A 26,649-nucleotide genomic window follows, 5' to 3' on the forward strand; every position below is an offset into this window, starting at 1 on the left:
GATATCGCGGCACCGGGGGAAGGGCCGGCCATGAGGGGAGTCGCCCCTGGCCGGCGAAATATTCAGAGATGTTCGGGGATATTCAGGGATGTTCGAGGCGCGGAGACGGGTGTTAACGTCCGCTCATGGCCAAGGTGAACGTCTCGCTCGACGCAGCGCTCGTCGTGGAAGTCATGGTCCTCGCGGGCGTGGGCAACCCGCAGGACGCCGTCGAACTCGTCGTCCGCGACTACATCGAGCGCGGCCACCGCACGGAGGCCAGGGCCGAGGCCCGCGACGACGCGTTGCGTGAGGTGGATGTGAAACCTCGGGAGGTCGAGGGCTGAACTCCGCGACGACGCGTTGGGTGAGGTGGATGTGAAACGCCGGGAGGGCGAGGGCTGAAGCTCGCGTGGCCGGTCGGCTGGTGCGGTCCAACTCGCCCAGCGGTCAACGGTGTTACCCAACTGCCCGCTCCGCGGCCATCTGCTCGGCGTCGACCAGGCGGCCTCGCCAGCCGCCGGCCGTCCGCCGTCCGCCGTCCGCCGCCGAGTGGTCATCGGCTGCGGCGGTCCTGGCCTTCCGCCTGGTGTCAGCCGACTCGCCCGCAACGTCCAGCCCGACGTCGGCCGACGCGCCCCGGTCCTCCGCCCAGCGTCAACGATCTCGCTCGCCCCGGGCCTTCTGTCCGGCGCCAGCCGATTCGCCCCCAGCGTCCCGCCTGGCGTAAGCAGACTCGACTCCGCCGCCGTCCCTCGCTGGCGGACCCGCCCTTGGAGCTCCGCCCGGCCCCGCCCAGCGTCATCTGCCTTGCCCACCCCGAGCCGCCCGTCCGGCGTCAGCCGCCCCCCGAGTCATTCCGCCCAACGTCAGCCGGCCCGCCGCCCGTTCTCCAACTCCGCCGTCCCCGCCCCTTCCTCCAGCACATCGAGCGCGACCAGTACCCGGAGGCCCAGCGAACCGTGCAGGTACTCCGTGAGGTCCTCGCGCGCGACGAGGCGCCAGGACAGTAGTTCCTCCTCCTGGAGGCGGATCGACTTGAGGTCGTTGGCGGTGAGGATTCCGCCGTCGTAGAGGTAGGCCACCAACGGCGGGTAGTCCGGGCCGTGGTAGACCCAGTCGACGGCGAGCAGGGGGCCGAGTTCGATGTCGAGGCCGATCTCCTCCAAGGTCTCGCGGCGTGCGCCCTGGCGTGGGGTCTCGCCGTCGTCCGACTCGATCGTGCCGCCCGGAAGGGCCCAGCCCTCACGGTAGTTGGGCTCGACGAGCAGGACCCGGCCCTCGGTGTCACGGAAGAGCGCGGCGGCCCCGGCGAGGATGCGGGGGAGACCCGCGAGGTACGTGGCGAAGTCTGGCGTGGTGGTCATTCAGGAAGGGTAACCAGCCCGCGCGTCCGCCTTGCCGACTCACTGCCCGGCTCCGGGAAGTGACAGATCAGGCTCAGCCAGGCCCCCTCCTGCACCGCGAGCCGTACGAACGACACCTCAATGTCACCCGCGCGGGGGTGGCGGTAACGGCGCACGGAGGAACGGAACTTCGCCACCAGGGCGTCAAGGTCACCCTCGTCGAACCCGGCGCCATGGACCCCCCGATCTTCGCGGACGGGTTGCGGGACAGGCTGGTGCTACGGGCGTCCGGCGTGACGGCGCAGACGTTCGACGACAGGGCCCTCACGGAGGTGTCCTGAACCCGCAGGGGACACGGCCCTTACGGAGGCGTCCTGAGCCCGCCGGGGACACGCCCCTTACGGAGTCGTGCGGAGTCCGTCGACGACGAGGTCCAGGATCCGCCCGGCCCGCGCCTCCGCTCCCGGTCGCGTCGGATCGATCCGCCACAGCACGCTGAGCTGAAGCAGCACGTCCTCCGGGTCGATGCCCGGCTTGAGTGAACCGTCGGCGGCCCCGGCCTTCAGGAGTACGTCGATCGCGGCCACGAAGGGCGCGAGGTACTCGTCGTCGGCGCCCCCGTCGGTCGCCGCGTGGATCACCTCGGCCACGCCGTACTTGAGCCGCCCGTAGTGGGCGACCTCGTCGAACCAGCGCCGTAGCGCCACCAGCGGCGGATGCTCCGTGAGCAGCACGGGCGCGCGGTCGATCAGGTGCTGTATGTCGTGCCGGTACAGCTCCAGGATCAGCGCCTCCCGGGTGGGGAAGTGGCGGTACAGCGTCCCGATGCCGACGCCCGCCTCCTTGGCGATCGCGGTGAGGGACACACCGTTCGACACACCGCTCGACGCGGCGACGGCCTCGCGGGCGACGGCCAGGATGCGCTCCCGGTTGTCGAGGGCGTCTCGGCGGGTCGGTTTCGGGTTCACGTTCGTGGGTCGTCCGTCCGGTGTCGGATTGCTAAGCGGAGGGCCCTCCGGTACGTTGGGAGATGTACCGGAGGGGCCTCCGTTTCGCTCTCCATTCTGGCACATCCCCGTCCGACACCGCAGGGAGCTCCGTCATGCCCGAACTCGTCCTGGTCACCGGAGGCAGCGGCTACATCGCAGGCTGGTGCATCGCCGAACTGCTGCGCCGCGGCTACGACGTCCGTACGACCGTCCGCACCCCGGGCAAGGAGCGCGCGGTCACCGACGCCGTCGCGACCGTCGTCGACCCCGCCGGCCGGCTGAGCTTCGCCGTCGCCGACCTCACCGCCGACGAGGGCTGGGAGGCCGCCGTCAAGGGCGTCGACCGCGTCCTGCACGTCGCCTCCCCGCTCGGCGCCGCCTCGGACGACCCCGACGCCCTGATCGCGGCGGCCCGCGACGGCGCCCTGCGCGTCCTGCGCGCGGCCACCGAGGCGGGCGTACGACGCGTGGTGCTGACCTCGGCGGCGAACGCCGCGAGCCCCTCGTCGTACGCCTCCGAAGGCGTCACCGACGAGGAGCTGTGGACCGATCCGGACGACCCGACCCTGATCCCCTACCGCCGCTCGAAGACCCTCGCCGAGCGCGCCGCATGGGACTTCATGAGCGGCTACGACGGGACGACCGAGCTGACGACCGTGCTTCCCGGCGCGGTCTTCGGGCCGGTCCTCACCACCGCGAACCTGGGTTCCGTCGGCATCATCGCGCGCATGGTGACCGGCAGGATGCCCGGCGTCCCGCGCATCGGCCTCGAAGTCGTCGACGTCCGGGACCTGGTCGACGTCCACATCCGCGCGATGACCTCACCGGAGGCCGCCGGTCAACGCTTCCTGGCCACCGGGGAGTTCGTGTGGATGGAGGACATCGCCCGCACCCTGCGCGAGGGCCTCGGCGAGCACGGCCGTACCGTCTCCACGCGCCGCCTCCCGGATTTCGCGGTCCGCCTCGCCGCCCGCTTCCGGGACCCGTCCCTGCGCGAGATCGCCCCCGCGCTCGGCCGCCGCAACCGCCACAGCACCGAGAAGGCGCGCCGCGTCCTCGGCTGGGAACCACGCCCGGCCCGGGAAGCCGTCCTCGACTGCGCCCGGAGCCTCATCGCGCAGGGGGCTGTCTGAGAACGAACGGCAACAGGCATCGAGTGCGGGGGAGGGCGATCGCGACCGCCGTGCTCCGGGGCGGCCTACCGTGCCGGGCGGAACGGCCGCAGGAAGCGGATCCCGTCCTCGATCGTGCCGTCCATCAGCTCCAGCAGTCGGGGCACCAGGTCCTGCATGCGGGGTGCCCCCAGGTGGCCGTCGAGGGCCTCGCGGCTCTCCCAGCGCTCGAAGACGACGAACGCGCCCGGTTCTCCCTCGACCTGGTGGGCCTCGTAGTCGATGTTGCCCGCGTCGTGGCGTGACGCGGTGACGGCGGCTGTCATGAACGCCCTCATCTCGGCTTCCTTCCCGGTTTTGGCCCGGGCTTCCCACAGCACGGTGACGTAGTGGTTCGACGTGGTGGTCATGCCGGCTCCTCCTGATTTCGAACAGCGTCGTTCTGACTCCGAACGGCGCACAACGACGCCGTTCGGACTCAGGAGGAGCCGGCATGACCACCACATTCATCACGGGGGCCAACAAGTCCCTCGGACTTGAAACCGCCCGTCGCCTCGTCGAGGCGGGGCACACCGTCCTCCTCGGTGCCCGCGACCGTGAGCGCGGCCGGGCCGCGGCGAAGGCGCTCGGCGCCCGGTTCGTCCAGATCGACGTGACCGACGACGCCTCGGTCCGGGCGGCGGCCGCGGACGTCGCCGCGCGGGAGGGAACGGTCGACGTCCTGGTCAACAACGCCGGCGTCCTCGGCAGGGTCGGCCCCGTCGAGGAGTACACCGCGGCCGACATGAGCGCCGTGCTCGACGTGAACGTCGTCGGGATCGTGCGCGTCACGCACGCCTTCCTCCCGCTGCTGCGCACGTCGCCGAACCCCGTCATCGTCAATGTGTCCAGCGGGATGGGCTCCTTCGGCATGACCCAGGACCCGGCGCGGATCGAGTCGCACTATGCCCTGCCCCTCTACTGCGCCTCGAAGGCCGCCGTCACGATGCTCACGACGCAGTACGCCAAGGAACTGAAGGACGTGAAGGTCAACGCCGCGGACCCCGGGCAGACCGCGACCGACTTCACCGGCGGCCTCGGACACAGCGTCGCCGACGGCGCGGAGTCCATCGTGACCCTCGCGACGATCGGCCCGGACGGCCCGACGGGACGGTTCGTCGACCGATCCGGGAACCTCCCCTGGTGAACCTGCCCTGAGCACAGGGCCGGCCGCCCCGCCGCCCCGCGCGTACCTCGTGCTCGAGATCTCCACGCTCAGTGATCACGAAGGGCGGCCGTGGGGCCTAATTGTCGTCGGCCTCCGCCAACCGCACGGTCCGCTCGGCCAGTTCACTGATCCGCACCCCGTCGAACCCGAACACCGCACTGCGCACGGTGTCCTCCAGCGGATCCGTCCACTGCCCCGGGATCGCGTCCGCGCCGGTCAGCACCCCGGCGACCGAACCGGCGGTCGCGCCGTTCGAGTCGGTGTCCAGGCCGCCGCGCACGGTGAGCGTGATGGTGCGGGTGAAGTCCCCGTCGCCGTACAGGAGTCCGGCGGTGAGGACGGCCGCGTTCGGGACCGTGTGGATCCAGCCGAGCCCGGGGGTCTCCTCGGACAGCGTGGTGAGCGTGTCCTCCCAGGTCATCCGGGTCTCGTGCAGCGTGAGCACCCGGCGCACGGTGCGCGCGAGGCGGCAGCCCGGCGGGATCACGGTCAGCGCCGTGTCCAGCGCGTGCCGCACGGTTGGCGCGGTGAACGCGGCCGAGATCAGCGCGGCGGCCCACATCGCGCCGTAGACACCGTTCCCGGAGTGGGACAACACCGCGTCCCGGCGCGCCAGTCGAGCCGCGCGGCGCGGGGCTCCCGGGCTGGTCCAGCCGTAGATGTCGGCGCGGATGAGGGCGCCGATCCACTCCTGGTACGGGTTGTCGTGCGTCGCCGTCAGCGGTGGCTTGAGTCCGTTCGCGAGGTTGCGGTAGGCGACCCGCTCGGCCGTGTACGTCTGGAGATACGGCAGTCTCCGCAGCCACAGTTCGCCGACCTGCTCGGTGCTGAAGCCGAAGCCGTGGGTCTCCAGCAGGTCGAGGCCGAGGACGGCGTAGTCGACGTCGTCGTCACGGCAACTGCCGTGGATCCGGCCGCGCACGCACCGCTGCCACTCGGGGCGCAGCTCGAAGCCGTCGTCCTCACCGGCCGGCTCCGGCAGATAGTCGGTCAGCGGCAGGGCGCCGGCCCGTCGGAGATAGCGGTCGATGCGGTCGCGCGTCCACAGGTCGCCCTGCTCGACCGGCTTGCCGAGCATGTTGCCCGCGATCCGGCCCAGCCAGCCCCCGAGGATGCGGTCCGCGAGCGCCCGCTCAGTGCGCACTGGGGTCATATATCCGGTGTACCCGATTCCAGGCGGGGCAGTGGCACAGGGGGCGCTCAGCCCGGTCCCAGCGTTCGGTCGGGGCATGACGGCGAGGGCGTCGGCCGGTTAAGGTCGCAGCGGCGCGACTGGCCCCGGAACGCGCGGGGGCCCGTAGAGCAAGGGGATCGCAAGGTGGCGAACGCTGCACAGAGGGGCACCCACAGGGTGCTCATCGCCGCGGACAAGTTCAAGGGGTCGCTGACGGCCGTGCAGGTCGCCGAGCGGGTGACGGCCGGGCTGCGCCGGGTCGTACCCGATCTGGAGGTCGCGGCGATGCCGGTCGCCGACGGCGGCGACGGCACGGTGGACGCGGCCGTCGCGGCGGGCTTCGAGCGGCGCGAGATACGGGTCGCCGGGCCCCTCGGCGACGAGATCACGGCGGCCTTCGCGGTACGCGGCGACACGGCCGTCGTGGAGATGGCCGAGGCGAGCGGGCTGCAGAGACTGCCCAAGGGCGTCTTCGCCCCGCTGACCTCCTCGACGTACGGCTCCGGCGAACTGCTGCGGGCCGCCCTCGACGCGGGCGCCCGGACGATCGTGTTCGGCGTCGGCGGCAGCGCCACGACGGACGGCGGCGCGGGCATGCTCTCCGCACTCGGCGCCCGCTTCCTGGACGCGGACGGCGAACCGGTGTCCCCGGGCGGCGGCGGCCTGGCCGACCTCGCCTCGGCCGACCTCACCGGCCTCGACCCGCGCCTCACCTCCGTCGACCTGATCCTCGCGAGCGACGTCGACAACCCGCTCACCGGCCCCAAGGGCGCCCCCGCGGTCTACGGCCCCCAGAAGGGCGCCGCACCGGACGACGTGGACGCCCTCGACGCGGCCCTCGGCCACTACGCGAAGATCCTGGAGGAGTCGATCGGCGCCAAGGCCACCGAGTACGCCTCCGCACCCGGCGCCGGCGCGGCGGGCGGCATCGGCTACGGCGCGCTCCTCCTCGGCGCCCGTTTCCGCCCCGGCATCGAGGTCATGCTCGACGTCCTCGGCTTCGCCGCCGCCCTGGAGGGCGCCACGCTCGTCATCACCGGCGAGGGCTCCCTCGACGAACAGACCCTGCACGGCAAGGCCCCGGCCGGCGTCGCCGCGGCGGCCCGCGCCGAGGGCAAGGAGGTCGTCGCCGTCTGCGGCCGCCTCGCCCTGCCCCCGCAGTCCCTCGGCCACGCCGGCATCCGCCGCGCCTACCCGCTCACCGCCGTCGAACCGGACGTCGTGAAGTGCATCGCGGACGCGGGCCCGATCCTGGAGCGGGTCGCGGAGAGCATCGCCCGGGACTTCCTGGTCTGAGTCCGAGTCCCTCACGAAACACCGAAGGGCCCCCGAGCCAATGTGGCTCGGGGGCCCTTCGTTTCGTCTTCTACGACCGCTACGGAAGCTGTGCGGCTCGCGCCTCACGCCGGTTGTCGCGGAAGTTGTTCACCCGGCGAGCCGTGGCGAACAGCGGGATCACCGCACCCATGACCAACTGGAGCGCACACCCCGTCTGCAGGAGCAGTTGGCCGCTCGGGGCGTCGAACGCCCAGGCCGCCAGCAGCCCCATCGACAGGACGATCCAGGCGAGCATCGCCACCGCGAGGCGCCCGCGCGGCTTCGGGTACTCGACCCGGCTCACCATCAGCCAGGCGGTGCCCAGGATCGCGAGCAGCGTTGCCACGAAGGGCAGTTCGAGCAGCACGATCGAGACCACCGTCAGCGCACCGAACGGGGAGGGCATGCCCTGGAACATGCCGTTCGGTGGCGTCACGCACGAGAAGCGGGCCAGTCTCAGCACCACCGCCAGCAGCACCACGATCGCCCCGACCGCGGCCACTCTCTGGTGCGCGTCGTCGGCGACCATGCCGTAGACGAGGACGAAGTACGCCGGCGCGAGGCCGAAGCTGATCAGGTCCGACAGGTTGTCCAGCTCCGCGCCCATGGGGGAGGAGCGCAGCTTGCGGGCGACGAGGCCGTCGAAGAGGTCGAAGACCGCCGCGCACAGCATCAGGATGACCGCGGTGGCCGCGCTGTGGCGGGCCATGCCGGTCGACTCGTCGTTGCCCGTCAGATGCGGGATCAGGATGCCGGTGGTGGTGAAGTACACCGCCATGAAGCCGCAGGTGGCGTTGCCGAGGGTGAGGGTGTCCGCTATTGAGAGGCGGAGAGAAAGAGGCATCTCCTCCTCGTCGTCCACCTCGTCGGCCGCGGGCACCCAGCCCGTCTGTGTCTCCGGATCAACCACGGTCAATGCGAGTCACCCCAGCCACCGTCTTCTGACCGACCTCCAGGTCCACCTCGACACCCTCGGGGAGGTAGATGTCGACACGCGAACCGAAGCGGATCAGTCCGATGCGCTCGCCCTGCTCGACCTTCGTGCCCTGCGGAACGTAGGGGACGATACGGCGGGCGACGGCGCCGGCGATCTGGATCATCTCGATGTCACCGAGCTCGGTGTCGAAGTGCCAGACGACCCGCTCGTTGTTCTCGCTCTCCTTGTTGAACGCGGGAACGAATCCACCCGGGATGTGCTCGACCGATGTCACCGTGCCGGAGAGCGGCGCGCGGTTGACGTGGACGTTCAGCGGGCTCATGAAGATGGCGACGCGGGTGCGACCGTCCTTCCACGGCATGATGCTCTGCACCACACCGTCGGCGGGCGAGATGACCCGGCCCTGGGTGATCTCGCGCTCGGGGTCGCGGAAGAACCACAGCATGCCCGCCGCGAGCGCGGTGGCGGGTACGGCCACGGCCTTGGCGGCGCCGGACTTGCGCGCACGTACCAGGCTGAGGGCTGCGGTGGCGACGGTCGGCAGGAGCCACGGCGATGCTCCGCGCGCGAGGCGTACGCCTGCCAGGCTGTCGCGTGGTGCAGAGGTTTGGCTGTGGGGCATGGATGACCTTCGTAGCGGATGATGCCGCGCTGTAACGGGGGACGGCGGCTTTCCCGGGATCGTACCGGTCGCGGGCCACAACTGGGCAAGCCAGGAAGCCGAGTCGGCGGCTGAAGAGCGTTGACGGGGTGTGATCTTCTTCTCGATGAAAACACCCCGAAACGGACAATCAGCCCTGGAATCGATACTCTTCGAGCAACCTGCGCCCGATGATCATTTTCTGGATTTCGGCGGTACCTTCGCCGATCAACAGCATCGGCGCCTCGCGGTAAAGGCGTTCGATCTCGTACTCCTTGGAGAATCCGTACCCGCCGTGGATCCGGAAGGCGTCTTCGACGACCTCCTTGCAGTACTCGGAGGCGAGGTACTTCGCCATCCCTGCCTGAAGGTCGTTTCGTTCGCCGGAGTCCTTTTTGCGTGCCGCATTTACCATCATCGCATGGGCGGCCTCGACCTTGGTGGCCATCTCCGCGAGCTTGAACTGGATCGCCTGGTGCTGGGCGATGGGCTTCCCGAAGGTGTGACGCTGCTGCGCGTACGAGACGCCCAGCTCGAAGGCACGCTGAGCGACACCGCAGCCACGCGCCGCCACGTTGACGCGGCCGACCTCGACTCCGTCCATCATTTGGTAAAAACCTCGGCCGGTCTTGCCGCCGAGCACGCGGTCGGCCGGAATCCGCAGGCCGTCCATGATCAACTCGGTGGTGTCGACGCCCTTGTAGCCCATCTTGTCGATCTTCCCGGGGATGGTGAGGCCGGGCCGGACCTCACCGAAACCGGGCTCCTTCTCGACCAGGAAGGTCGTCATCGACTTGTGGGGCGCGGTGCCCTCCGGGTGTCCTTCGTCGCTTCGTACGAGGACGGCGACGAGCGACGACGTACCGCCGTTCGTCAGCCACATCTTCTGACCGGTCAGGACGTACTCGTCACCGTCCTTGACCGCCTTCGACGTGATCGCCGAGACGTCCGATCCGAGCGCGGGCTCCGACATGGAGAACGCGCCCCGGATGTCGCCGGCCGCCATCCGCGGCAGGAAGTGGTCCTTCTGCTCCTGCGTGCCGTGCTGCTTGAGCATGTAGGCAACGATGAAGTGGGTGTTGATGATGCCGGACACCGACATCCACCCGCGCGCGATCTCCTCCACGCACAGGGCGTACGTCAACAGGGACTCGCCCAGGCCGCCGTACTCCTCCGGGATCATCAGGCCGAAGAGGCCCAACTCCTTGAGCCCGTCGACGATCGCTTGCGGATACTCGTCGCGGTGCTCCAGCTCGGTGGCGACCGGGAGGATCTCCTTGTCGACGAAGTCGCGGACGGTGGACAGGATTTCCCGCTGGATGTCGGTGAGACCGGCGGTCTGGGCGAGTCGCGCCATGGCTACTTCTCCTGCTCCTTGAGCTGGGGGCGGCCGGGCTGCTCGCCGCCGCGCTCCTTGATGTACGTCTCGGTCGGCACCATCACCTTGCGGCGGAACACGCAGACCAGCGTGCCGTCCTGCTTGTAGCCCTTGGTCTCGACATACACGATCCCGCGGTCGTTCTTCGACTTCGAGGGCGTCTTGTCGAGGACCGTCGTCTCGCCGTAGATCGTGTCCCCGTGGAAGGTCGGCGCCACGTGCTTCAGCGACTCGACCTCCAGGTTGGCGATCGCCTTGCCCGACACGTCCGGCACCGACATGCCCAGCAGCAGCGAGTAGATGTAGTTGCCGACCACGACGTTCTTGCCGAAGTCCGTCGTGTTCTCGGCGTAGTTGGCGTCCATGTGGAGCGGGTGGTGGTTCATCGTCAGGAGACAGAAGAGGTGGTCGTCGTACTCCGTGACGGTCTTCCCGGGCCAGTGCTTGTAGACCGCGCCGACCTCGAACTCCTCGTAGGTGCGTCCGAACTGCATGGTGCTCAGGCCTCCGGGGCTTCGAACTTGGACGTGCGCTCCATGCCGGCGGCCCGGCCCTTGCCCGAGATGACGAGCGCCATCTTGCGGCTGGCCTCGTCGATCATCTCGTCGCCGAGCATCGCGGAGCCCTTCTTCCCGCCCGCCTCGGACGTGTAGTAGTCGTACGCGTCCAGGATCAACTCGGCGTGGTCGAAGTCCTCCTGGGACGGCGAGAAGATCTCGTTGGACGCCTCGACCTGACCGGGGTGCAGCACCCACTTGCCGTCGAAGCCGAGCGCGGCGGCGCGCTGCGCGACCGCGCGGTAGCCGTCGATGTTGCGGATCTGGAGGTAAGGGCCGTCGATCGCCTGGAGGTTGTTGGCGCGGGCGGCCATCAGGATCTTCATCAGGATGTAGTGGTAGGCGTCCGCCGGGTAGCCGGGCGGCTGCTCGCCCACGACCAACGACTTCATGTTGATCGACGCCATGAAGTCGGCCGGTCCGAAGATGATCGTCTCGACGCGCTGGGAGGCCGTCGCGATCTCGTTGACGTTGTTGAGGCCCTGCGCGTTCTCGATCTGCGCCTCGATGCCGATCTTGCCGACCTCGAAGCCCATCGTCTTCTCGATCTGCGTCAGCAGCAGGTCCAGGGCGACGACCTGCTGGGCCGTCTGCACCTTCGGCAGCATGATGCAGTCGAGGTTCTGCCCCGCGCCCTCGACGACCGTGACGACATCGCGGTACGTCCACTCGGTCGTCCAGTCGTTGACGCGCACGACCCGTGTCTTGCCCGTCCAGTCGCCCTCGTTGAGGAACTTGACGATGGTGTGCCGTGCCTCGGGCTTGGCGAGCGGCGCACACGCGTCCTCCAGGTCCAGGAAGACCTGGTCGGCCGGGAGGCCCTGCGCCTTCTCCAGGAAGCGCGGGTTGCTGCCCGGGACCGCGAGACAGGAGCGCCGCGGGCGAAGCCGGTTGACGGGGGCGGGCGTGGTCATGCGGGGACCTCCAAGGGGTCGAGCAGGGGGTCGAGCTTGTTCGCTTTCCGGATCTCGTCGACGATGCGGCCGATGATTCCGGTGATGTCGAAGTCCTTCGGTGTGAAGACCGCCGCGACTCCGGCGGCCCGCAACTGTTCGGCGTCACCATTGGGGATGATCCCACCGGCGATGACAGGTATGTCTGTGGCACCGGCCACACGGAGCCGATCCAGGACATCCGGCACCAGTTGGGCGTGCGAGCCGGAGAGGATGGACAGGCCGACCGCGTGCACGTCCTCGGCGAGGGCCGCGTCCACGATCTGCTCCGGGGTGAGCCGGATGCCCTGGTACACCACCTCGAAGCCGGCGTCACGCGCGCGTACGGCGATCTGCTCGGCGCCGTTGGAGTGCCCGTCCAGGCCCGGCTTGCCGACCAGGAAGCGCAGCTTGCCGACGCCCATCTCGCGCGCCGTCACGTCCACCTTCCGGCGTACCCCGGCCATCGCCGAGCCCTCCTCGGCCGGCACCGCCACCGGCGCCGACGAGACGCCCGTGGGCGCCCGGAACTCCCCGAACACCTCCCGCAGGGCCCCGGCCCACTCACCGGTCGTGACACCGGCGCGGGCGCACTCCAGGGTGGCCTCCATGAGGTTGTCGGTGCCCTTGGCGGCCTCCTTCAGCCGTTCCAGCGCCTTGCACGGGCGCGGGTGGTTGAACGGCGGCTGGTAGCGCGTGTCCCGCCACCGCTGCAACGACTCGATGACCCGCGCCTCGACGGCCGGGTCGACCGTCTGGATCGCTGTATCAAGGTCGGCGGTGAGTGGATTGGGCTCGGTCGTGTTGAAGATGTTGACGCCGACGATCTTCTCTTGACCGGACTCAATACGGCCCCGCCGCTCGGCGTGCGAGGACACGAGCTGCGACTTCAGATAGCCCGACTCGACGGCGGCCATCGCGCCGCCCATCTCCTCGATGCGGTCGATCTCCGCGAGGGACTCCTCGACCAGGGAGGCCACCTTCGCCTCGATGACGTGCGAGCCGTCGAAGATGTCGGCGTACTCCAGCAGGTCGCTCTCGTGCGCCAGCACCTGCTGGATGCGCAGCGACCACTGCTGGTCCCAGGGGCGGGGGAGCCCCAACGCCTCGTTCCACGCCGGGAGTTGCACGGCACGCGCGCGTGCGTCCTTCGACAGCGTCACGGCCAGCATCTCCAGGACGATCCGCTGGACGTTGTTCTCCGGCTGCGCCTCCGTCAGGCCCAGCGAGTTGACCTGGACGCCGTAGCGGAACCGGCGCTGCTTCGGGTCCTCGATGCCGTAGCGCTCGCGCGTGATCTCGTCCCAGATGCGGCCGAAGGCGCGCATCTTGCACATCTCCTCGATGAAGCGGACGCCCGCGTTCACGAAGAAGGAGATGCGGGCGACGACATCGCCCCTGCGGTCCTCGGAGATCTGACCGGAGGCGAACACCGCGTCCAGGACGGCGATCGCGGTGGACATCGCGTACGCGATCTCCTGGACCGGTGTGGCCCCGGCCTCCTGGAGGTGGTAGCTGCAGATGTTGATCGGGTTCCACTTGGGGATGTGGTTGACCGTGTAGCAGATCATGTCGGTCGTCAGCCGGAGCGACGGAACCGGCGGGAACACGTGCGTGCCCCGCGACAGGTACTCCTTGACGATGTCGTTCTGGGTCGTCCCCTGGAGCTGGGTGATGTCCACACCCTGCTCCTCCGCGACGACCTGATAGAGCGCCAGCAGCCACATGGCGGTGGCGTTGATCGTCATCGAGGTGTTCATCTGGTCCAGGGGGATGTCCTGGAACAGCCGGCGCATGTCACCGACGTGGGCCACCGGCACGCCGACCCGGCCGACCTCGCCGCGGGCGAGGATGTGGTCGGAGTCGTAACCGGTCTGCGTCGGCAGGTCGAACGCGACCGACAGACCGGTCTGGCCCTTGGCGAGGTTGCGCCGGTACAACTCGTTGGACGCCTCTGCCGTGGAGTGACCGGCGTACGTGCGCATGAGCCACGGCCGGTCTTTCTGGCGCTCAGTCATCAAGGGACCTCAGATGTTCCGGAAGCGGTTGATCGCGTCGATGTGCTTGTCGCGCAGTTCCTCGTCGCGGACGCCGAGGCCTTCCTCGGGGGCGAGGCACAGGACGCCGACCTTGCCCTGGTGGAGGTTGCGGTGGACGTCGTAGGCGGCCTGCCCGGTCTCCTCCAGGGAGTACACCCTGGAGAGCGTCGGGTGGATCTTGCCCTTGGCGACCAGCCGGTTGGCCTCCCAGGCCTCGCGGTAGTTGGCGAAGTGCGAGCCGACGATCCGCTTCAGGGACATCCACAGGTAGCGGTTGTCGTACTCGTGGTTGAACCCGGAGGTCGACGCGCACGTGACGATCGTGCCGCCCTTGCGCGTGACGTAGACGCTTGCGCCGAAGGTCTCGCGTCCGGGGTGCTCGAAGACGATGTCGACGTCCTCGCCGCCGGTGAGCTCCCGGATGCGCTTGCCGAACCGCTTCCACTCGCGCGGGTCCTGGTGGTGCTCGTCGGCCCAGAACTTGTAGTCCTCGGCGGTGCGGTCGATGATCGCCTCGGCGCCCATGGCCCGGCAGATGTCCGCCTTCTGGGGGCTGGAGACGACGCAGATGGGGTTGGCGCCGCCCGCGAGCGCGAACTGTGTGGCGTACGAGCCGAGTCCGCCGCTCGCGCCCCAGATCAGGACGTTGTCGCCCTGCTTCATGCCGGCGCCGTTGCGGGAGACCAACTGCCGGTAGGCGGTGGAGTTCACGAGCCCCGGGGCGGCGGCCTCCTCCCACGACAGGTGGTCCGGCTTGGGCATCAGTTGGTTGGACTTGACCAGTGCGATCTCGGCGAGTCCGCCGAAGTTGGTCTCGAAGCCCCAGATCCGCTGCTCGGGGTCGAGCATCGTGTCGTTGTGGCCGTCGCTCGACTCCAGCTCGACGGACAGGCAGTGCGCGACGACCTCGTCACCGGGCTTCCAGGCGTTGACGCCGGGGCCGGTGCGCAGGACGACGCCCGCGAGGTCGGAGCCGATGACGTGGTACGGCAGGTCGTGCCGCTTGGTCAGCTCGCTGAGCCTGCCGTAGCGCTCCAGGAAGCCGAAGGTCGACAGCGGCTCGAAGATCGAGGTCCACACGGAGTTGTAGTTGACGCTCGACGCCATCACGGCCACCAGGGCCTCGCCCGGGCCGAGTTCCGGCACCGGGACGTCGTCCAGGTGGATCGACTTGCGGGGGTCCTTGTCGCGGGTGGTGAGGCCCGCGAACATGTCCGTCTCGTCCTTGTGCACGGTGATCGCACGGTACGACTCGGGGAGCGGCAGGGCGGCGAAGTCCGCCGGAGTCGAGTCCGGCGACTGGATCGCGGCGAGGATGTCCTTCACGGTCACGGTGTTGCCTCCGGCGAAGTGCGCCCTGAGGGAGGGGCGCCGATGGTTACGTCGGTGCTGCTGCTGAGGGTGGGTGGTGAAGTGCCGTCGGTTCGGCGGGTGGTGCTTCGGCAGCGCTTTGTGGCGCGGGAGGGTGCCTGTGACGCAGGCGTCCGGGCGCGCAGCCCAGTGGTGGGTTGCGGGGACAGCCGACGTACGAGAGGTCTCTGCACGCCGGCCGCCCGGACACCTTCAACGTATGACACTGCGTGTCACCTCGCAAGGCACCGAGTGCCATGAATCGCTCTCAGGTGAAATCTTTACGTAACAAATGAGCGATGATCGATCGAACGGGGTCTGAAAGCTGCGTGAAAAGGTGCTCTGACATGCCAAAACGGCCACCCCGTGGGGTGGCCGTCATCACAGGGGGCAGGGGGAGTCAGCGGTCCCTGAGTGCCTCTTCGATGGTCCGCATGACCTCGTCCAGCGGGGCGTCGGTGCGGGCGACCGTCACCAGGACCTCGCCCTGCTGGTGCACCATCGCCGTGGCCGGTTTGGGGGTCGTGGTGCGGCCGGCTCCGATGCCGCTGCCGAACGTCTTCCGTACGATCCCGAAGGCGTGGTCGAGCTGTGCCTCGACGTCGCCCTGGCCGCCGGCCCGCAGCCAGCGCCGCAGCACGTGGTTGTGGGCGGTGACCACGGCCGAGGCGGCGACCTCGGCGAGCAGCGGGTCGTCGTTGGCGTCGTCGTCGTGCGCGTGCTCGTCGAAGTGGCCCAGCAGATAGCGCGTGAACAGCCGCTCGTAGCGGGCCACCGACGCGATCTCCGCCTCGCGCAGGGTGGGCACCTCGCGCGTCAGCTTGTAGCGGGCGACCGAGATCTCCGGCTGCGCCGCGTACATCCGCATGACTTCCTTGATGCCCCGGCACACCGTGTCGAGCGGGTGCTCGTGCGCGGGGGCGGCATTGAGTACCGCCTCGGCACGGATCAACGTGTCGTCGTGATCCGGGAAGATCGCCTCTTCCTTGGAGCGGAAGTGACGGAAGAACGTCCGGCGTGCGACTCCGGCCGCCGCGGCGATCTCGTCGACGGTGGTCGCCTCGTACCCCTTGGTCGCGAACAGCTCCATCGCGGCCGCCGCCAGTTCGCGCCGCATCTTGAGGCGCTGGGCGGCGGCGCGACTGCCCGCGGCACTCTCCGGTGCGTCGGGCGTGGCTGCTGTACGGGCGGGCTTGGCGGGCTGGGGCATGACCCGAACGTACTGCATGTGCGCAGCTTGGCGTGCACGTCGGGGGTTTCCCCCGCCCACCGCGGGCGGGGGTCCTTCCGAGGGGTCGAGCAACCCGCCCCAGTCTCCGTCGGCCGAGAACGGGTCGCCGGGATCCTCAGCGGCGGGCATATTCGCGGAAGCCGCGGCCCGTCTTGCGGCCGAGGCAGCCCGCGGCCACCAGGTGCTCCAGGAGCGGCGCCGGAGCCAGGCCCGGGTCGCGGAACTCACGGTGCAGGACCTTCTCGATCGCCAGGGAGACGTCCAGCCCCACGACGTCCAGGAGCTCGAAGGGGCCCATCGGGTAGCCGCCGCCCAGCTTCATCGCGGCGTCGATGTCGTCAAGAGATGCATAGTGCTCCTGCACCATCTTGATCGCGTTGTTGAGGTACGGGAAAAGCAGTGCATTGACGATGAAGCCGGCTCGGTCACCACAGTCGACCGCATGCTTCTTGATCTTGACGCAGACCTCGTGCACTGTTGATTGGACGTCAACATCCGTCAACACTGTACGGACGACCTCGACCAGCTTCATCGCCGGTGCGGGGTTGAAGAAGTGCATGCCGATCACGTCCTGCGGACGCGAGGTGGCGCGGGCGCACGCGACGACCGGGAGCGACGAGGTCGTGGTGGCCAGGACCGCCCCCGGCTTGCAGACCTTGTCCAGCGTCGCGAAGAGCTGCTGCTTGATCTCCAGGTCCTCGGCGACCGCCTCGACGGCCAGATCGACGTCCGCGAAGGAGTCGTAGGAACCCGCCGCGCTGATCCGGTCCAGGGTCTCGGCGGCGGCCTCGGCGGTCATCCGCCCCTTGTCGACGGAGCGCGAAAGCGACTTGCCGATACGGGACTTGGCGAACTGCGCCTTCTCCTCGCTGCGGGCGGCGAGCACCACGTCGTAGCCGGCCTTGGCGAAGACCTCGGCGATACCGGACGCCATGGTCCCGGAGCCCGCGACCCCGACGGAGCGCACGGTACGGCCGGGGGTGAGCTGCGCGCCCTCCGGCGGGGTCAGCGCGTCCCGCACGACGATCGCGCTGCCGGGAGCCTCGTAGGAGTAGAAGCCGCGACCCGTCTTACGGCCGGTCAGGCCCGCCTCGCTGAGTTGCTTGAGGATCGGCGCGGGGGCGTGCAGGCGGTCGTGCGACTCGGAGTACATGGCCTCCAGGACCGTGCGCGCGGTGTCGATGCCGATGAGGTCGAGGAGTGCGAGCGGGCCCATGGGGAGTCCGCAGCCGAGCCGCATCGCCGCGTCGATGTCCTCGCGGGATGCGTACTTCGCCTCGTACATCGCGGCCGCCTGGTTGAGGTAGCCGAAGAGCAGTCCGTCCGCGACGAACCCGGGTCGGTCGCCGACCGCGACGGGCTCCTTGCCCAGCTCGATCGCCAGGTCGGTGACGGCGGCGACGGCGGCGGGCGCGGTCAGCACCGAGGAGACCACCTCGACCAGCTTCATCGCGGGCGCCGGGTTGAAGAAGTGCAGCCCGAGCACCCGCTCCGGCCGCGCCGAGTCGGCGGCCAGCCGCGTGACGGACAGGGCGTTCGTACCGGTCGCGAGAATCGTCTCGGGGCGCACGATCCCGTCCAGCTCCCGGAAGATCTGGTGCTTGATCTCGTACGACTCCGGGGCCACCTCGATGACCAGGTCGGCGTCGGCCGCCGCGCCCAGGTCGGTGGAGGTGCGGACCCGGGCGAGGGCGTCGGTGCGTTCCTGCTCGGTCAGCCTTCCGCGTCGCACGGCGTGGGCGGTCGCGGTCTCCAGGGCGGCGACGGCGTGCGCGGTCGCGGCCTCGCTGACGTCGATGCCGACGACCTCGCGGCCGGCCCGGGCGAGGACCTCGGTGATACCGGTGCCCATCGTGCCGAGACCGACGACGGCAATGGTCTTGAACAGGGACAGGGGAGCGTCGGACAGGGGAGCTGCCATCGCGGGACTCCTGGAATGAGGGTGACGACTGGGAGCGCGCGCCGTACGCCGAGGGGCGCACAGGGTGCGAGAAGGAGTGCGGGTGGTGCCGGGCAACGAGCGCACACGCCCGGCGAGTTGAGAGTTCCGACCGGCTCTGTCCCAAGCCGTGTCGTACTGCGGCACACGAAGTACCGAACCGACTGCACTCACGGCGGCTGCGTCACCAGGCCGCCGTAAGGAGGTACGCGAGTGGGTAACTCGCTCACCTGAGCTTAACCGGTGGGTAACGAGCGCGCCAGCCCCCGGAGTTTGTGATGTAGGTCCCGTCTGTCCCGCGACCCCCATAGGCTCGGTTTCATGGACGAAGAGTTGCGATCACTCACGGAGCGCTTACGGCAGGAGTCGGGAGGGGCGGCGCCGTACGAGGAACTCGCGGCGACCGACGACCTCGACGAACTGGCGGAAGTGCTCACCGCCCCCGGCCGTCCGCTGTGGGCAAGGGAGTTGGCCGCGTTCCGCCTCGGCCTCGCGGGCGACCGGCGGGCCTTCGAGTCCCTCGTCCTGTTCCTCAATCATCGCGAGCCAGCACGCTGCGCCTCCGCGGCGTACGCCCTGGCCCGCCTCGACGACCCGCGCACCGCCCGCGCGGCAGCCGCCCTCGCCACCAACGAACTCCGCGTCGCCTACGCCCTGCACCCCGTCCGACTCCTGGCCGACCTCCACGCGCCCGAGTCCGTCCCGGCCCTCATCACCACCCTGCGACGCCGCCTGCGCCCCCAGGACCCGTACCGCCGCGTGGCCCTCGCCTGCGTACAGGGCCTCGGCGAACTGGGCGACCCGCGCGCGAGACCCGTACTGAACGACGCGCTCGCGCACCCGGCCCTGGCGGAGGCGGCGGTGCACGCGCTGGGCCGGATCCCACGGCAGCGGTGAGCCGCTCACGACCCCCTTACCGCGTCAGCTTCCTGGCGTACCGGAGCTCGGGCACCAGCACTCCCGCCACCTCGTACGGCTCCTCCGTGCCGTCCGCCCGGAATCCGGCCCGCTCGTAGAAGCGGCGGGCACGGGCGTTGTCCCGGACGACCCAGAGGAGCACGTGGTCGTGGCCGAGGGCCGCGCACCGCCGTAGCGTCTCCTGCGTCAGGGCCCGGCCGGCGCCGGTGCCCAGGTGGCGCGGGTCGAGGTAGAGGGCGTACAACTCGACGTCCCCGGTGCGGACTTCGCCGTCCCGGTAAGGCCCGAACGCCACCCAGCCGACGATCTCCGCGCCCCGCGTGGCCACCAGGTTCACCACGCTGCCGTCGCCCTGCGCGAGACGAGCCCGGTGGCGCTCGGCGTCGTCCTTCGCGCTCAGCGCGTCGAGGAAGGGCTGCGGCATGAGGCCCCGGTACGCGAACCGCCAGCCGAGGACGCGGATCTCGGAGACGCGGTCGCAGTCGGCGAGGGCCATGGGGCGGATCTGGAGGGGCTCGACGTCGTTCATGGCGGCACCCTAAGGACTCGGCCGCCGGCCCGGCCGCTGATTATTCGCCGATCACCGCGAACGCCTCGATCTCCATCAGGAACTCCGGCCGCACCAGCGCGGCGACCTGCACGGCGGAGGCGGCGGGGAGCCGGTCGTCGGGTATGTGCGCCGCGCGGGCCGCGCGGATCGCCGGCATGTGGGCCATGTCCGTGACGAAGAAGGTCAGTTTGACCACGTCGTCGAAGGTGGCCCCGGCCGCGGCCAGGCAGCGGCGGAGGTTCTCGAAGACCTGGCGGGCCTGCGCGGCCGGATCGTCTTCGCCGACGAGCTTGCCGTCCTCGTCCAGGGCGAGTTGGCCGGAGATCGCGACGAAGCGGCCGGTGCCCACGACGACGTGTGTGTAGGCCGTCGCGGGGGCGACGCCGTCGGGGGCGGGAATCCTCGTCAGCTCACTCATGCGTCCATGGTGGACCATGGGTCTGACAACGAGGATTCCCGCCCCCGAAGGACCGTCTGGCGGGGCTCAGCCGCGGAAGCCCAGCAGGCCGTGCAGCGTCGAACCGTGTGCCGTGCTCGTCGCCGCCTTCGCCGTGGTCAGCGGCTTCGGGTCCGGTGTCTTCTGGCACACCGCGTCGACCTCGCCACCGCTGCGCGGCACCTTGCCGTTGGTCAGATACGTCGCGAGGTACTTGTCCAGGCAGGTGTTACCGCTCAGCGTGATGCCGTGGTTCCCGCCGCCTTCCTCGACCACGAAGCTGGAGTCGGCGAGGAGTTGGTGGACCGTCGCGCCGCCCTCGTACGGGGTCGCCGCGTCGTTCGTCGCCTGGAAGAGCAGCACCGGCGGCAGTTTGCCGTTGGCGATGTTGACCGGGTGCTCGGACTTCGTCGGCCAGAACGCGCACGGCGCGTTGTACCAGGCGTTGCTCCAGGCCATGAAGGGCGCTTTGTCATAGACCGCCCAGTTGTCCTTGCGCCACTGGTTCCAGTCGCGCGGCCAGGACGCGTCACGGCACTGCACCGACGTGTAGACGCTGTACCCGTTGTCCCCGGAGGCGTCGATCGCGGCGAAGTTGTCGTACGCCTCGACCAGCGGATCGACGTTCTTGTCGTTCACGTACGCCGCGAACGCCTCGGCGAGGTAGGGCCAGTAGCCGTTGTAGTACCCGCCCGGGATGAAGGTGTCCTCCAGCTCGGAGGCGCCCACCTTCCCGCCGGCCGGCTTCTTGGCCAGCGCCTTCCGCATGGCGTACCACTTGGCCTCGATCCTGGCCGGGTCGGTGCCGAGCTTGTACGTGGAGTCGTACTTCGCGATCCACTCCATGAGCGCCCGCTGGCGGTCGTTGAAGGCGTAGTCCTGGCCGAGGTTGTCGTCGTACCAGACGCCCGTGGGATCGACGATGGAGTCCAGCACCAGGCGGCGCACGCGCTCCGGGTAGAGCTTGGCGTACACGGCGCCCAGGTAGGTGCCGTACGAGTAACCGAAGTAGTTGATCTTCTTCGCGCCGAGCGCCGCCCGGATCGAGTCCATGTCCCGCACGGCGCTGACGGTGTCGATGTACGGCAGCACGCTCGCGTACTTCTTGCCGCAGGCCGCCGCGTAGGACTTCGCGCGCGTGAGGTTGGCCTTCTCCAGCGCCGGGGTGCTCGGCACCGAGTCGGGGCGCACCGGGTTGAAGTAGCCGGGCTTGCAGTCGAGGGCGGGGGTGCTCTTGCCGACGCCGCGCGGGTCGAAGCCGATGACGTCGTACTGGGACGCCACCGCCTTGGGCAGCGAGGACGCGACGAAGCCCGCGAGGGTCAGTCCGCTGCCGCCGGGGCCGCCGGGGTTGACCAGCAGCGGGCCCTGGTACGTCTTCGCGGTGTGCGGGACGCGGGACAGGGCGAGCGTGATCTGCCTGCCGTGCGGGTTCGCGTGGTCGAGCGGCACCTTGACGCTCGCGCACTGGAGCGTCGGATAGTCGGTGGTGGCACAGCTCTTCCAACCGAGCTTCGCCGCCTGGACGGTGGTCGCGGAATGCGCGGTGCTCGCGTCGGCGGGGAGAGCGGTGACCGTCCCGGCCACGACGACGGCGGCACCGCACAGCACTGCTGCGCGTTTTCTCATGTGTCCTCCCAGGACGGAGAGGCGGCGGACCGCGGGTCTCGCGGTCGGTCCTCGCCGCATAGTCCCGAAAAGTCGGACCGGAAGAACCTGTTCGGCCGATACTTGACCCAATTGGGCCGCCGGATGCGCTCGAACGCCGTCAGATGAACGAGAGCTGCGTCGGCTCGCTCACCGGTTCCGCCGGCTCGGGAATCCGGCGCGGCATGCCCGCGCGCGCGGGACCGATGCCGTACTCCTGCGCCAGGTCGTGCACCTGACGGGTGATCCGGCGCTGGTACCACTTCGGGGCGTACGCGCCCTCCGCGTACAGCCGCTCGTAGCGGCGCACCAGATGCGGATGATGCTGCCCGAGCCAGGCCATGAACCACTCGCGGGCGCCGGGCCGCAGATGCAGCACCAGGGGAGTCACCGAGGTGGCCCCGGAGGCCGCGATCGCCCTTACGGTGGCGCGCCGTTGGGCCGGGTGGTCGCTCAGGAAGGGGATCACCGGGGCCATCAGGACGCCCACGTCGATGCCGTGCTCGGTCAGCGTGCGTACGGCGTCCAGGCGCCGCTCCGGGGAGGGCGTCCCGGGCTCCACCGTGCGCCACAGCGTCGGGTCGGTGAAGCCGACCGAGACCGAGATGCCGACCTCGGTGACCTCGGAGGCCTGCACCAGGAGGTCCAGGTCGCGCAGGATCAGCGTGCCCTTCGTGAGGATCGAGAAGGGGTTCGCGCAGGTCGCGCAGGTCGCCCAGGATGCCCGGCATCAGCCGGTAGCGGCCCTCCGCGCGCTGGTAGCAGTCGACGTTCGTGCCCATCGCTATGTGCTCGCCGAGCCAGCGCCGTGAGCCGAGCCGGCGGCGCAGCAGCTCCGGCGCGTTCATTTTGACCACGATCTGCGAGTCGAAGCCGAGGCCGGTGTCGAGGTCCAGATAGCTGTGCGACTTGCGGGCGAAGCAGTACACGCAAGTACTGGACGCAGGACGCCCGTGGTCCTGGTTGATCATTTCTGTTCTCTACGCAGAACGATCGTCTGGGAGCCACGGGCTTGGTCAACGATACGACGTTGCTGCTGGACCTCGACGGAGTGTCCGTCATGCGGGTCGAGCGGCTTCAGTGCGGTGGGCGCCGGGTCCACCTGGCCACGGCGGACGCCTCGGCCCGGGCAGAGCGGGCTGGAGTTCGTCTGGCACAAGCGGCGCTGGTGGTGCCGTGAGACGGCCTGTCCACGACGGTCGTTCAGGGAGCAGATCGAGCAGATACCGGCCGGGGCCCGGATCACACCGTCGCCGACGTGCTGGCCTGGCTTTCCACCACGTCTCTGACCTGGAGGAAGGCCATCCGATACGTCGCCATCGACATGTCGGCCATCTACCGCTCCGCGATCCGCACCGGCCTGCCCGAGGCCACCGTCGTGGTCGATCACTTCCATGTGGTGCAGCTCGCGAACAAGATGCGCCCTGGGGACGAGGCCCTCGACCTGACCACGCTGGCCCGCAGGGTACGCACCGAGCTCGCCGAGGCGTGCGCCGCGGCCCGGCTCCCCGTGCCGCGCCTGATCATCGAACCGGGGCGTGCGATCGCCGGCCCGGCAGGCATCGCGCTCCACCACGTGCTGGCCGTGAAGCGCACGGGCGACCAGCTGTTCGTCGCGGTGGACGGCGGCATGAGCGACAACCCGCGGCCGGCACTGTACGGCGTGCGGTACGCACCACGCCTCATCGGCCGGCACAGCACCGCCGACCCGGCCCGAGTGACCGTCGTGGGCCGGCACTGCGAGGCCGGAGACATCCTGGCCGCCGAAGTCGAACTCCCCGACGACGTACGCCCGGGAGACCTGCTCGCCGTGCCGGTGTCCGGCGCCTACCACCTCTCCATGGCGTCCGGCTACAACCTGGTCGGCCGCCCACCGGTGGCCGCCGTACGCGACGGCCACGCCCGCCTCCTCGTACGCCGCGAGTCCCCGGACGACATCCGCAGCCGCGATGTGGGCCTGTAACCTGCGGTGCTTCCTCGCCTACGAAGGCCAGGCGGACAGTCTTTGGAGACCTTCATCCAGCCCAGAAGCGGTCACGTTCCTGTGGACCGCGGAAGGGGTTCAACAGTGCTCCAGTTCCCCGATGCGGGCCACCGTCGCTCCACTCTTCGGGCACACCCACACTGCTGAGCTGACCACGATCGTCGCCGCCGGTGGATGCATGTCCGGGTGGGCCGGGCAGTGCGGCCGGACCGCCGGTGCGCCCTCGGACCACAGCGCCTCCACCGCCCATTCCTGGACCTGATCCGCGAGGCTCGCCAACTGCTCCGCCGCGGTCCACGCGTACGCGTTCCCGCCCGCCGACCAGGCCGTACGGCTCGGGGTTCTGCTGAAGAGCCCGCACGCCGGCGTCCTGGGCACCAGCACCGCCTTCATCCCTCTGACCCGCCGCACGAACACCATCAACACCATCACGAGGACATCAGGGGATCCCCCTGCCGCAAGCCAACCGGGGACGGGTTCTCACCGAGCCCAGGCTATTCCGGTTGATGGATCATGAAGCCGGCGATCGTTTCCTTCGCCTCTTGGCCGAGAGCTTGCACCCGTTGCGCGGTGACGATGAGCCCGGCTTGCTCCAGCAGTTCGGAGATGCGATCCGCCGATCTTGGTCGCGGCGGTCTTCGCGGACGCCATTGCCTCGGTGTCCGCAGAGGCATCGGCCGAACCACTGCACCCGGGTCAGGGCAGCAACCGCGGGTACGGCGCCCGGAAACGGCAAGGGGGCCGCGCCGGGACCACCTCTCCGACGGTTGCTCTGACGGGTTCGGAGAGTGTGAGACGCCCACGGCAGGCCTTCCTGAGTTGTCCATCTACGCGTGGGTACCGTGCGCTCTTCGTATGGGTTGATCCTGCCAATCGGATGGGAATGATCGCGGCCATGTCACGCGGCGGTGGACGCCCCCACGACCAGGCACATGTAATCCATGCGGACCTCCCCGCCCTCCTCGGCATCGAGGCAGGAGGCGACCTCGCGCAGAAGCCGTTGCCGCACCACCGAGGGCAGGACCAGGTGGCGGCTCTCGGTACCCAGCAGGTCGCAGAACTCCCGGGTGGTGAGCCGGTCCTGCCAGGGCACGGCGGTCCTCGTCACGTGCTGGAACCCGTGGGATCGCAGTTCCTCGGCATATCCGTCGAGGTCGGTCTCCGACAGGGACGTCCTGCCACCCGGCCCGGGGGGCAGGCCATCGGGCAGGACATTGGCGTAGACACGGTTGAAACTGGCGCTGTTGCGCAGTCTGTAGGAGCCGAAGTTCCAGGCGAGGAGGATCCGGCCGGCCGGGCGCAGGCACCGCGCCGCCTTGTCCGACCGCTCTCCGCTGTGCAGCCAGTGCCATGCCTGGCCGCATGCCACCAGGTCGAACCGCCTGTTGCCGGGCTCCCACGTCTCGAAGGCGCCGACCTCGACGGCCAACCCGTTGGCCGAGGCGACGGCCGCCATCCGCGCATCCGGCTCGAGACCGGTGACCGTATGGCCGAGTGCCGCCAGGGTGACCCCGAGCTTGCCGGTGCCGCAACCGATGTCGAGCGCGGTGCCGGGTGGGTCGCCACCCAGGGCGGCCAGGGTCTCGGTGACGGCTTCGGCGGGGTAGCCAGGACGCAGCCGGTCGTAGTCGTGCGCGCGGGCGCCGAAACTGGTGGGCGCCCACACCGTCTGTTCCGTCATGTCAGCCTCCGATCAGGGTCACGAACGTGTGCTGCGGAAGGAAGAGCACGTAGGCGCCCACCGAGGTGAGGCCGAAGGGCACGAGGCGTTTGGGCAGTAGCGTGGTGAAGGAGACGTGCGTGAGCAGACCGAGAAGTGCACCCGCAGGCCAGGTGGCGGGGAAGATCAGCAGGAGGGGGAGGACGGCCTCCACGGCGATCGTCGCCAGTGAGGGGAGGCGCCATCGGTGGGCGACGAGCGACGGGTCGGCGGTGGCGAAGCGGCGGGTGAACCAGTCGGGAAAGAAATATTCGCGCGGTCCGCCGGGCAGGTCGTCGCGCACGGAGGCCAGTTGCTCGAACACCCTTTGCAGGGTGTACCCGCTGGTGAACTGGCGAGAGATGGCCTTGTGCCAGGCGCTGCTCCAGTACAGGTGGAACACCAGCACGACGGCGGCGGCCTGTGGCCAGGACGGTCGCCCTTCCCCGGGCACCCGTCGGGGATCGAAGAATGCGCCCGGGGACGGGGCGTCCAGCAGCGACTGCAGGCTCAGATAGGTGTCGGCCCCCCTGGCGAAGACGAACGGCAGGCACATCGCCCCCAGGAACAGCGTGTTGAACTTGCGGTCCCAGGTGAACTCGAAGATGCACCAGGCGGACACGACTGCCGAGGCCAACGGGGTGAGCACACCCGCGAGCACGCACAGCACCGCGAGGGCACGGGCGGCGTAGAAGACCCTGAAGGCCGTGGGGCTCAGCAGCAGCTTCACGGACATCTCGTCGTGCTCGTAGCGCCAGCGCTGCAGGGACTTGGGGCCGAGGTCGAAGAACCGCGCCATGCCGAAGACGTGGTCGGCGGTGATCTTCCAGAGCAGAGCCGTTCCCAGGACCAGGCGGAAGAAGCACAGTGAGGGGCCGGCCGTCGTTCCGTGCACCGGGAACGCGGTGGGCAGCAGGTCATGCACGGAGGATCCTGCCGTTTCTGACCACGATCCTGATGTGGTCGAAGTGCGTCAGGATGACGCCCTCCCCCACGACGCGCCTGCCGTGCTCCTCGTTGAGGTAGCTCACCAGTGAGCCGAGTTCTTCCGGGGAGTTGAAGTAGTCCTGGCGCACCTCGTACTGCCACGGGTAGACCGGCTGCCCGTCGCGTACGTCGTGCAGCCGGACGCGGTAGGCACCGATGTTGGCGAACATCGGCCAGGAGCCGAACGCGCCCGGCTCAGTGCAGAATCCACGCCACACCAGCCAGCCCACCGCCCCGCAGCCGAGAACCGCTGCGGCGATGTCGTTGATCACGACGGCTCCTTCGGTACGTGACGGGACGG

The 26,649-nt window shown here is 69.6% G+C and carries 28 protein-coding genes and 1 pseudogene; 7 read left to right on the top strand and 22 right to left on the bottom strand.

Features of this window, described 5'->3' with window-relative positions; genetic code table 11:
* Positions 1–125 precede the first annotated feature (125 nt).
* Positions 126–326, top strand: coding sequence for a DUF2191 domain-containing protein (locus tag OG223_RS42135; RefSeq protein WP_329260841.1), 201 nt, complete (start codon positions 126–128; stop codon positions 324–326).
* Between the two features lie 522 nt (positions 327–848).
* Here the strand turns inward: OG223_RS42135 and OG223_RS42140 are convergent.
* The 3 genes from OG223_RS42140 to OG223_RS42150 all read right to left on the bottom strand — a co-directional run bounded on the left by OG223_RS42140 (position 849) and on the right by OG223_RS42150 (position 2,293).
* Positions 849–1,346, bottom strand: a complete 498-nt coding sequence (locus OG223_RS42140) for an NUDIX hydrolase (RefSeq protein WP_329260843.1) — start codon at positions 1,344–1,346, stop codon at positions 849–851.
* Positions 1,343–1,522 (bottom strand): MmyB family transcriptional regulator, encoded by a 180-nt coding sequence (locus tag OG223_RS54025; protein WP_443073795.1) that lies wholly within the window; start codon positions 1,520–1,522, stop codon positions 1,343–1,345. Before OG223_RS54025 ends, OG223_RS42140 begins: the two co-directional genes overlap by 4 nt.
* Before the next feature lie 201 nt (positions 1,523–1,723).
* Positions 1,724–2,293, bottom strand: coding sequence for a TetR/AcrR family transcriptional regulator (locus OG223_RS42150; protein ID WP_329260848.1), 570 nt, complete (start codon positions 2,291–2,293; stop codon positions 1,724–1,726).
* Positions 2,294–2,427: 134 nt separating this feature from the next.
* On the opposite strand from OG223_RS42150, the gene OG223_RS42155 reads away from it, so the two are divergent.
* On the top strand, positions 2,428–3,447 hold the full coding sequence (locus OG223_RS42155) for an NAD-dependent epimerase/dehydratase family protein (protein WP_329260850.1): 1,020 nt from the start codon (positions 2,428–2,430) through the stop codon (positions 3,445–3,447).
* A 65-nt stretch (positions 3,448–3,512) separates the two neighbouring features.
* Here OG223_RS42155 and OG223_RS42160 read toward each other — a convergent pair whose 3' ends face one another.
* On the bottom strand, positions 3,513–3,836 hold the full coding sequence (locus tag OG223_RS42160; RefSeq protein WP_329260852.1) for a putative quinol monooxygenase: 324 nt from the start codon (positions 3,834–3,836) through the stop codon (positions 3,513–3,515).
* An 83-nt stretch (positions 3,837–3,919) separates the two neighbouring features.
* Here OG223_RS42160 and OG223_RS42165 point away from each other — a divergent pair, with 83 nt between their 5' ends.
* Entirely contained in the window at positions 3,920–4,612 is a 693-nt protein-coding gene (locus tag OG223_RS42165) for an SDR family NAD(P)-dependent oxidoreductase (protein ID WP_329260855.1), read from the top strand.
* Between the two features lie 97 nt (positions 4,613–4,709).
* Here the strand turns inward: OG223_RS42165 and OG223_RS42170 are convergent, their stop codons facing one another.
* Entirely contained in the window at positions 4,710–5,786 is a 1,077-nt protein-coding gene (locus tag OG223_RS42170) for an ADP-ribosylglycohydrolase family protein (protein WP_329260857.1), read from the bottom strand.
* A 198-nt stretch (positions 5,787–5,984) separates the two neighbouring features.
* On the opposite strand from OG223_RS42170, the gene OG223_RS42175 reads away from it, so the two are divergent.
* A complete protein-coding gene (locus OG223_RS42175; RefSeq protein WP_329265764.1) occupies positions 5,985–7,103 on the top strand; it encodes a glycerate kinase in 1,119 nt (372 codons plus the stop codon).
* A 79-nt stretch (positions 7,104–7,182) separates the two neighbouring features.
* On the opposite strand, the gene pssA is transcribed toward OG223_RS42175, so the two are convergent.
* The 9 genes from pssA to OG223_RS42220 form a co-directional block, all read right to left on the bottom strand.
* Positions 7,183–8,004 carry a CDP-diacylglycerol--serine O-phosphatidyltransferase gene (gene pssA, locus OG223_RS42180; RefSeq protein WP_329265766.1) on the bottom strand — a complete coding sequence of 274 codons (822 nt, stop codon included), beginning with the start codon at positions 8,002–8,004 and terminating at the stop codon, positions 7,183–7,185.
* Between the two features lie 22 nt (positions 8,005–8,026).
* Positions 8,027–8,683 (bottom strand): phosphatidylserine decarboxylase, encoded by a 657-nt coding sequence (locus OG223_RS42185; RefSeq protein ID WP_317886748.1) that lies wholly within the window; start codon positions 8,681–8,683, stop codon positions 8,027–8,029.
* A 169-nt stretch (positions 8,684–8,852) separates the two neighbouring features.
* The gene (locus OG223_RS42190) at positions 8,853–10,058 is read right to left on the bottom strand and encodes an acyl-CoA dehydrogenase family protein (RefSeq protein ID WP_329260861.1); all 1,206 of its coding nucleotides are present in this window, start codon (positions 10,056–10,058) and stop codon (positions 8,853–8,855) included.
* 2 nt (positions 10,059–10,060) lie between these two features.
* Positions 10,061–10,573 carry a MaoC family dehydratase gene (locus tag OG223_RS42195; RefSeq protein WP_043687845.1) on the bottom strand — a complete coding sequence of 171 codons (513 nt, stop codon included), beginning with the start codon at positions 10,571–10,573 and terminating at the stop codon, positions 10,061–10,063.
* Positions 10,574–10,578: 5 nt separating this feature from the next.
* Positions 10,579–11,550, bottom strand: a complete 972-nt coding sequence (locus tag OG223_RS42200) for an HpcH/HpaI aldolase/citrate lyase family protein (RefSeq protein ID WP_317772595.1) — start codon at positions 11,548–11,550, stop codon at positions 10,579–10,581.
* On the bottom strand, positions 11,547–13,586 hold the full coding sequence (locus OG223_RS42205; RefSeq protein ID WP_329260869.1) for a protein meaA: 2,040 nt from the start codon (positions 13,584–13,586) through the stop codon (positions 11,547–11,549). The genes OG223_RS42200 and OG223_RS42205 overlap by 4 nt, the downstream gene beginning before the upstream one ends.
* Before the next feature lie 9 nt (positions 13,587–13,595).
* Positions 13,596–14,933 (bottom strand): crotonyl-CoA carboxylase/reductase, encoded by a 1,338-nt coding sequence (gene ccrA, locus OG223_RS42210; protein ID WP_329265767.1) that lies wholly within the window; start codon positions 14,931–14,933, stop codon positions 13,596–13,598.
* A 424-nt stretch (positions 14,934–15,357) separates the two neighbouring features.
* On the bottom strand, positions 15,358–16,167 hold the full coding sequence (locus OG223_RS42215) for a TetR family transcriptional regulator (protein WP_329260872.1): 810 nt from the start codon (positions 16,165–16,167) through the stop codon (positions 15,358–15,360).
* Positions 16,168–16,303: 136 nt separating this feature from the next.
* Positions 16,304–18,109 (bottom strand): 3-hydroxyacyl-CoA dehydrogenase family protein, encoded by a 1,806-nt coding sequence (locus OG223_RS42220; protein WP_329260875.1) that lies wholly within the window; start codon positions 18,107–18,109, stop codon positions 16,304–16,306.
* 339 nt (positions 18,110–18,448) lie between these two features.
* On the opposite strand from OG223_RS42220, the gene OG223_RS42225 reads away from it, so the two are divergent.
* Positions 18,449–19,024, top strand: coding sequence for an adenylosuccinate lyase (locus OG223_RS42225; RefSeq protein WP_329260877.1), 576 nt, complete (start codon positions 18,449–18,451; stop codon positions 19,022–19,024).
* Positions 19,025–19,040: 16 nt separating this feature from the next.
* On the opposite strand, the gene OG223_RS42230 is transcribed toward OG223_RS42225, so the two are convergent.
* The 4 genes and pseudogenes from OG223_RS42230 to OG223_RS42245 all read right to left on the bottom strand — a co-directional run.
* Entirely contained in the window at positions 19,041–19,574 is a 534-nt protein-coding gene (locus tag OG223_RS42230; protein WP_329260880.1) for a GNAT family N-acetyltransferase, read from the bottom strand.
* Between the two features lie 40 nt (positions 19,575–19,614).
* Entirely contained in the window at positions 19,615–20,013 is a 399-nt protein-coding gene (locus OG223_RS42235) for a RidA family protein (RefSeq protein WP_329260882.1), read from the bottom strand.
* A gap of 66 nt (positions 20,014–20,079) precedes the next feature.
* Positions 20,080–21,660, bottom strand: coding sequence for an alpha/beta hydrolase (locus OG223_RS42240; RefSeq protein ID WP_329260884.1), 1,581 nt, complete (start codon positions 21,658–21,660; stop codon positions 20,080–20,082).
* A 139-nt stretch (positions 21,661–21,799) separates the two neighbouring features.
* Positions 21,800–22,628: pseudogene (locus tag OG223_RS42245) on the bottom strand (radical SAM protein); the annotation flags it as partial.
* Positions 22,629–22,690: 62 nt separating this feature from the next.
* On the opposite strand from OG223_RS42245, the gene OG223_RS42250 reads away from it, so the two are divergent.
* Both OG223_RS42250 and OG223_RS42255 read left to right on the top strand, forming a co-directional pair.
* On the top strand, positions 22,691–22,858 hold the full coding sequence (locus tag OG223_RS42250; RefSeq protein ID WP_329260887.1) for a hypothetical protein: 168 nt from the start codon (positions 22,691–22,693) through the stop codon (positions 22,856–22,858).
* A gap of 6 nt (positions 22,859–22,864) precedes the next feature.
* Complete coding sequence (locus tag OG223_RS42255) at positions 22,865–23,641, top strand: transposase (protein WP_329265768.1); 777 nt, start codon at positions 22,865–22,867, stop codon at positions 23,639–23,641.
* Positions 23,642–23,740: 99 nt separating this feature from the next.
* Here the strand turns inward: OG223_RS42255 and OG223_RS42260 are convergent, their stop codons facing one another.
* The 4 genes from OG223_RS42260 to OG223_RS42275 all read right to left on the bottom strand — a co-directional run bounded on the left by OG223_RS42260 (position 23,741) and on the right by OG223_RS42275 (position 26,620).
* Positions 23,741–24,040, bottom strand: a complete 300-nt coding sequence (locus OG223_RS42260) for a hypothetical protein (RefSeq protein WP_329260890.1) — start codon at positions 24,038–24,040, stop codon at positions 23,741–23,743.
* Between the two features lie 520 nt (positions 24,041–24,560).
* The gene (locus tag OG223_RS42265; RefSeq protein ID WP_329260892.1) at positions 24,561–25,343 is read right to left on the bottom strand and encodes a class I SAM-dependent methyltransferase; all 783 of its coding nucleotides are present in this window, start codon (positions 25,341–25,343) and stop codon (positions 24,561–24,563) included.
* 1 nt (position 25,344) lies between these two features.
* Positions 25,345–26,286 (bottom strand): hypothetical protein, encoded by a 942-nt coding sequence (locus OG223_RS42270; RefSeq protein WP_329260894.1) that lies wholly within the window; start codon positions 26,284–26,286, stop codon positions 25,345–25,347.
* Complete coding sequence (locus OG223_RS42275) at positions 26,279–26,620, bottom strand: hypothetical protein (protein ID WP_329260896.1); 342 nt, start codon at positions 26,618–26,620, stop codon at positions 26,279–26,281. Before OG223_RS42275 ends, OG223_RS42270 begins: the two co-directional genes overlap by 8 nt.
* Positions 26,621–26,649: the final 29 nt, after the last annotated feature.

The sequence above is a fragment of the Streptomyces sp. NBC_01478 genome (assembly GCF_036227225.1).
GTDB lineage: Bacteria > Actinomycetota > Actinomycetes > Streptomycetales > Streptomycetaceae > Streptomyces.

Coding starts and splice junctions, on each gene's coding strand:
- OG223_RS42135 (WP_329260841.1), top strand. CDS start 126: ATGGCCAAGGTGAACGTCTCGCTCGACGCAGCGCTCGTCGTGGAAGTC.
- OG223_RS42140 (WP_329260843.1), bottom strand. CDS start 1,346: ATGACCACCACGCCAGACTTCGCCACGTACCTCGCGGGTCTCCCCCGC.
- OG223_RS42155 (WP_329260850.1), top strand. CDS start 2,428: ATGCCCGAACTCGTCCTGGTCACCGGAGGCAGCGGCTACATCGCAGGC.
- OG223_RS42160 (WP_329260852.1), bottom strand. CDS start 3,836: ATGACCACCACGTCGAACCACTACGTCACCGTGCTGTGGGAAGCCCGG.
- OG223_RS42165 (WP_329260855.1), top strand. CDS start 3,920: ATGACCACCACATTCATCACGGGGGCCAACAAGTCCCTCGGACTTGAA.
- OG223_RS42170 (WP_329260857.1), bottom strand. CDS start 5,786: ATGACCCCAGTGCGCACTGAGCGGGCGCTCGCGGACCGCATCCTCGGG.
- OG223_RS42185 (WP_317886748.1), bottom strand. CDS start 8,683: ATGCCCCACAGCCAAACCTCTGCACCACGCGACAGCCTGGCAGGCGTA.
- OG223_RS42190 (WP_329260861.1), bottom strand. CDS start 10,058: ATGGCGCGACTCGCCCAGACCGCCGGTCTCACCGACATCCAGCGGGAA.
- OG223_RS42195 (WP_043687845.1), bottom strand. CDS start 10,573: ATGCAGTTCGGACGCACCTACGAGGAGTTCGAGGTCGGCGCGGTCTAC.
- OG223_RS42200 (WP_317772595.1), bottom strand. CDS start 11,550: ATGACCACGCCCGCCCCCGTCAACCGGCTTCGCCCGCGGCGCTCCTGT.
- OG223_RS42205 (WP_329260869.1), bottom strand. CDS start 13,586: ATGACTGAGCGCCAGAAAGACCGGCCGTGGCTCATGCGCACGTACGCC.
- OG223_RS42215 (WP_329260872.1), bottom strand. CDS start 16,167: ATGCCCCAGCCCGCCAAGCCCGCCCGTACAGCAGCCACGCCCGACGCA.
- OG223_RS42220 (WP_329260875.1), bottom strand. CDS start 18,109: ATGGCAGCTCCCCTGTCCGACGCTCCCCTGTCCCTGTTCAAGACCATT.
- OG223_RS42225 (WP_329260877.1), top strand. CDS start 18,449: ATGGACGAAGAGTTGCGATCACTCACGGAGCGCTTACGGCAGGAGTCG.
- OG223_RS42230 (WP_329260880.1), bottom strand. CDS start 19,574: ATGAACGACGTCGAGCCCCTCCAGATCCGCCCCATGGCCCTCGCCGAC.
- OG223_RS42235 (WP_329260882.1), bottom strand. CDS start 20,013: ATGAGTGAGCTGACGAGGATTCCCGCCCCCGACGGCGTCGCCCCCGCG.
- OG223_RS42240 (WP_329260884.1), bottom strand. CDS start 21,660: ATGAGAAAACGCGCAGCAGTGCTGTGCGGTGCCGCCGTCGTCGTGGCC.
- OG223_RS42265 (WP_329260892.1), bottom strand. CDS start 25,343: ATGACGGAACAGACGGTGTGGGCGCCCACCAGTTTCGGCGCCCGCGCG.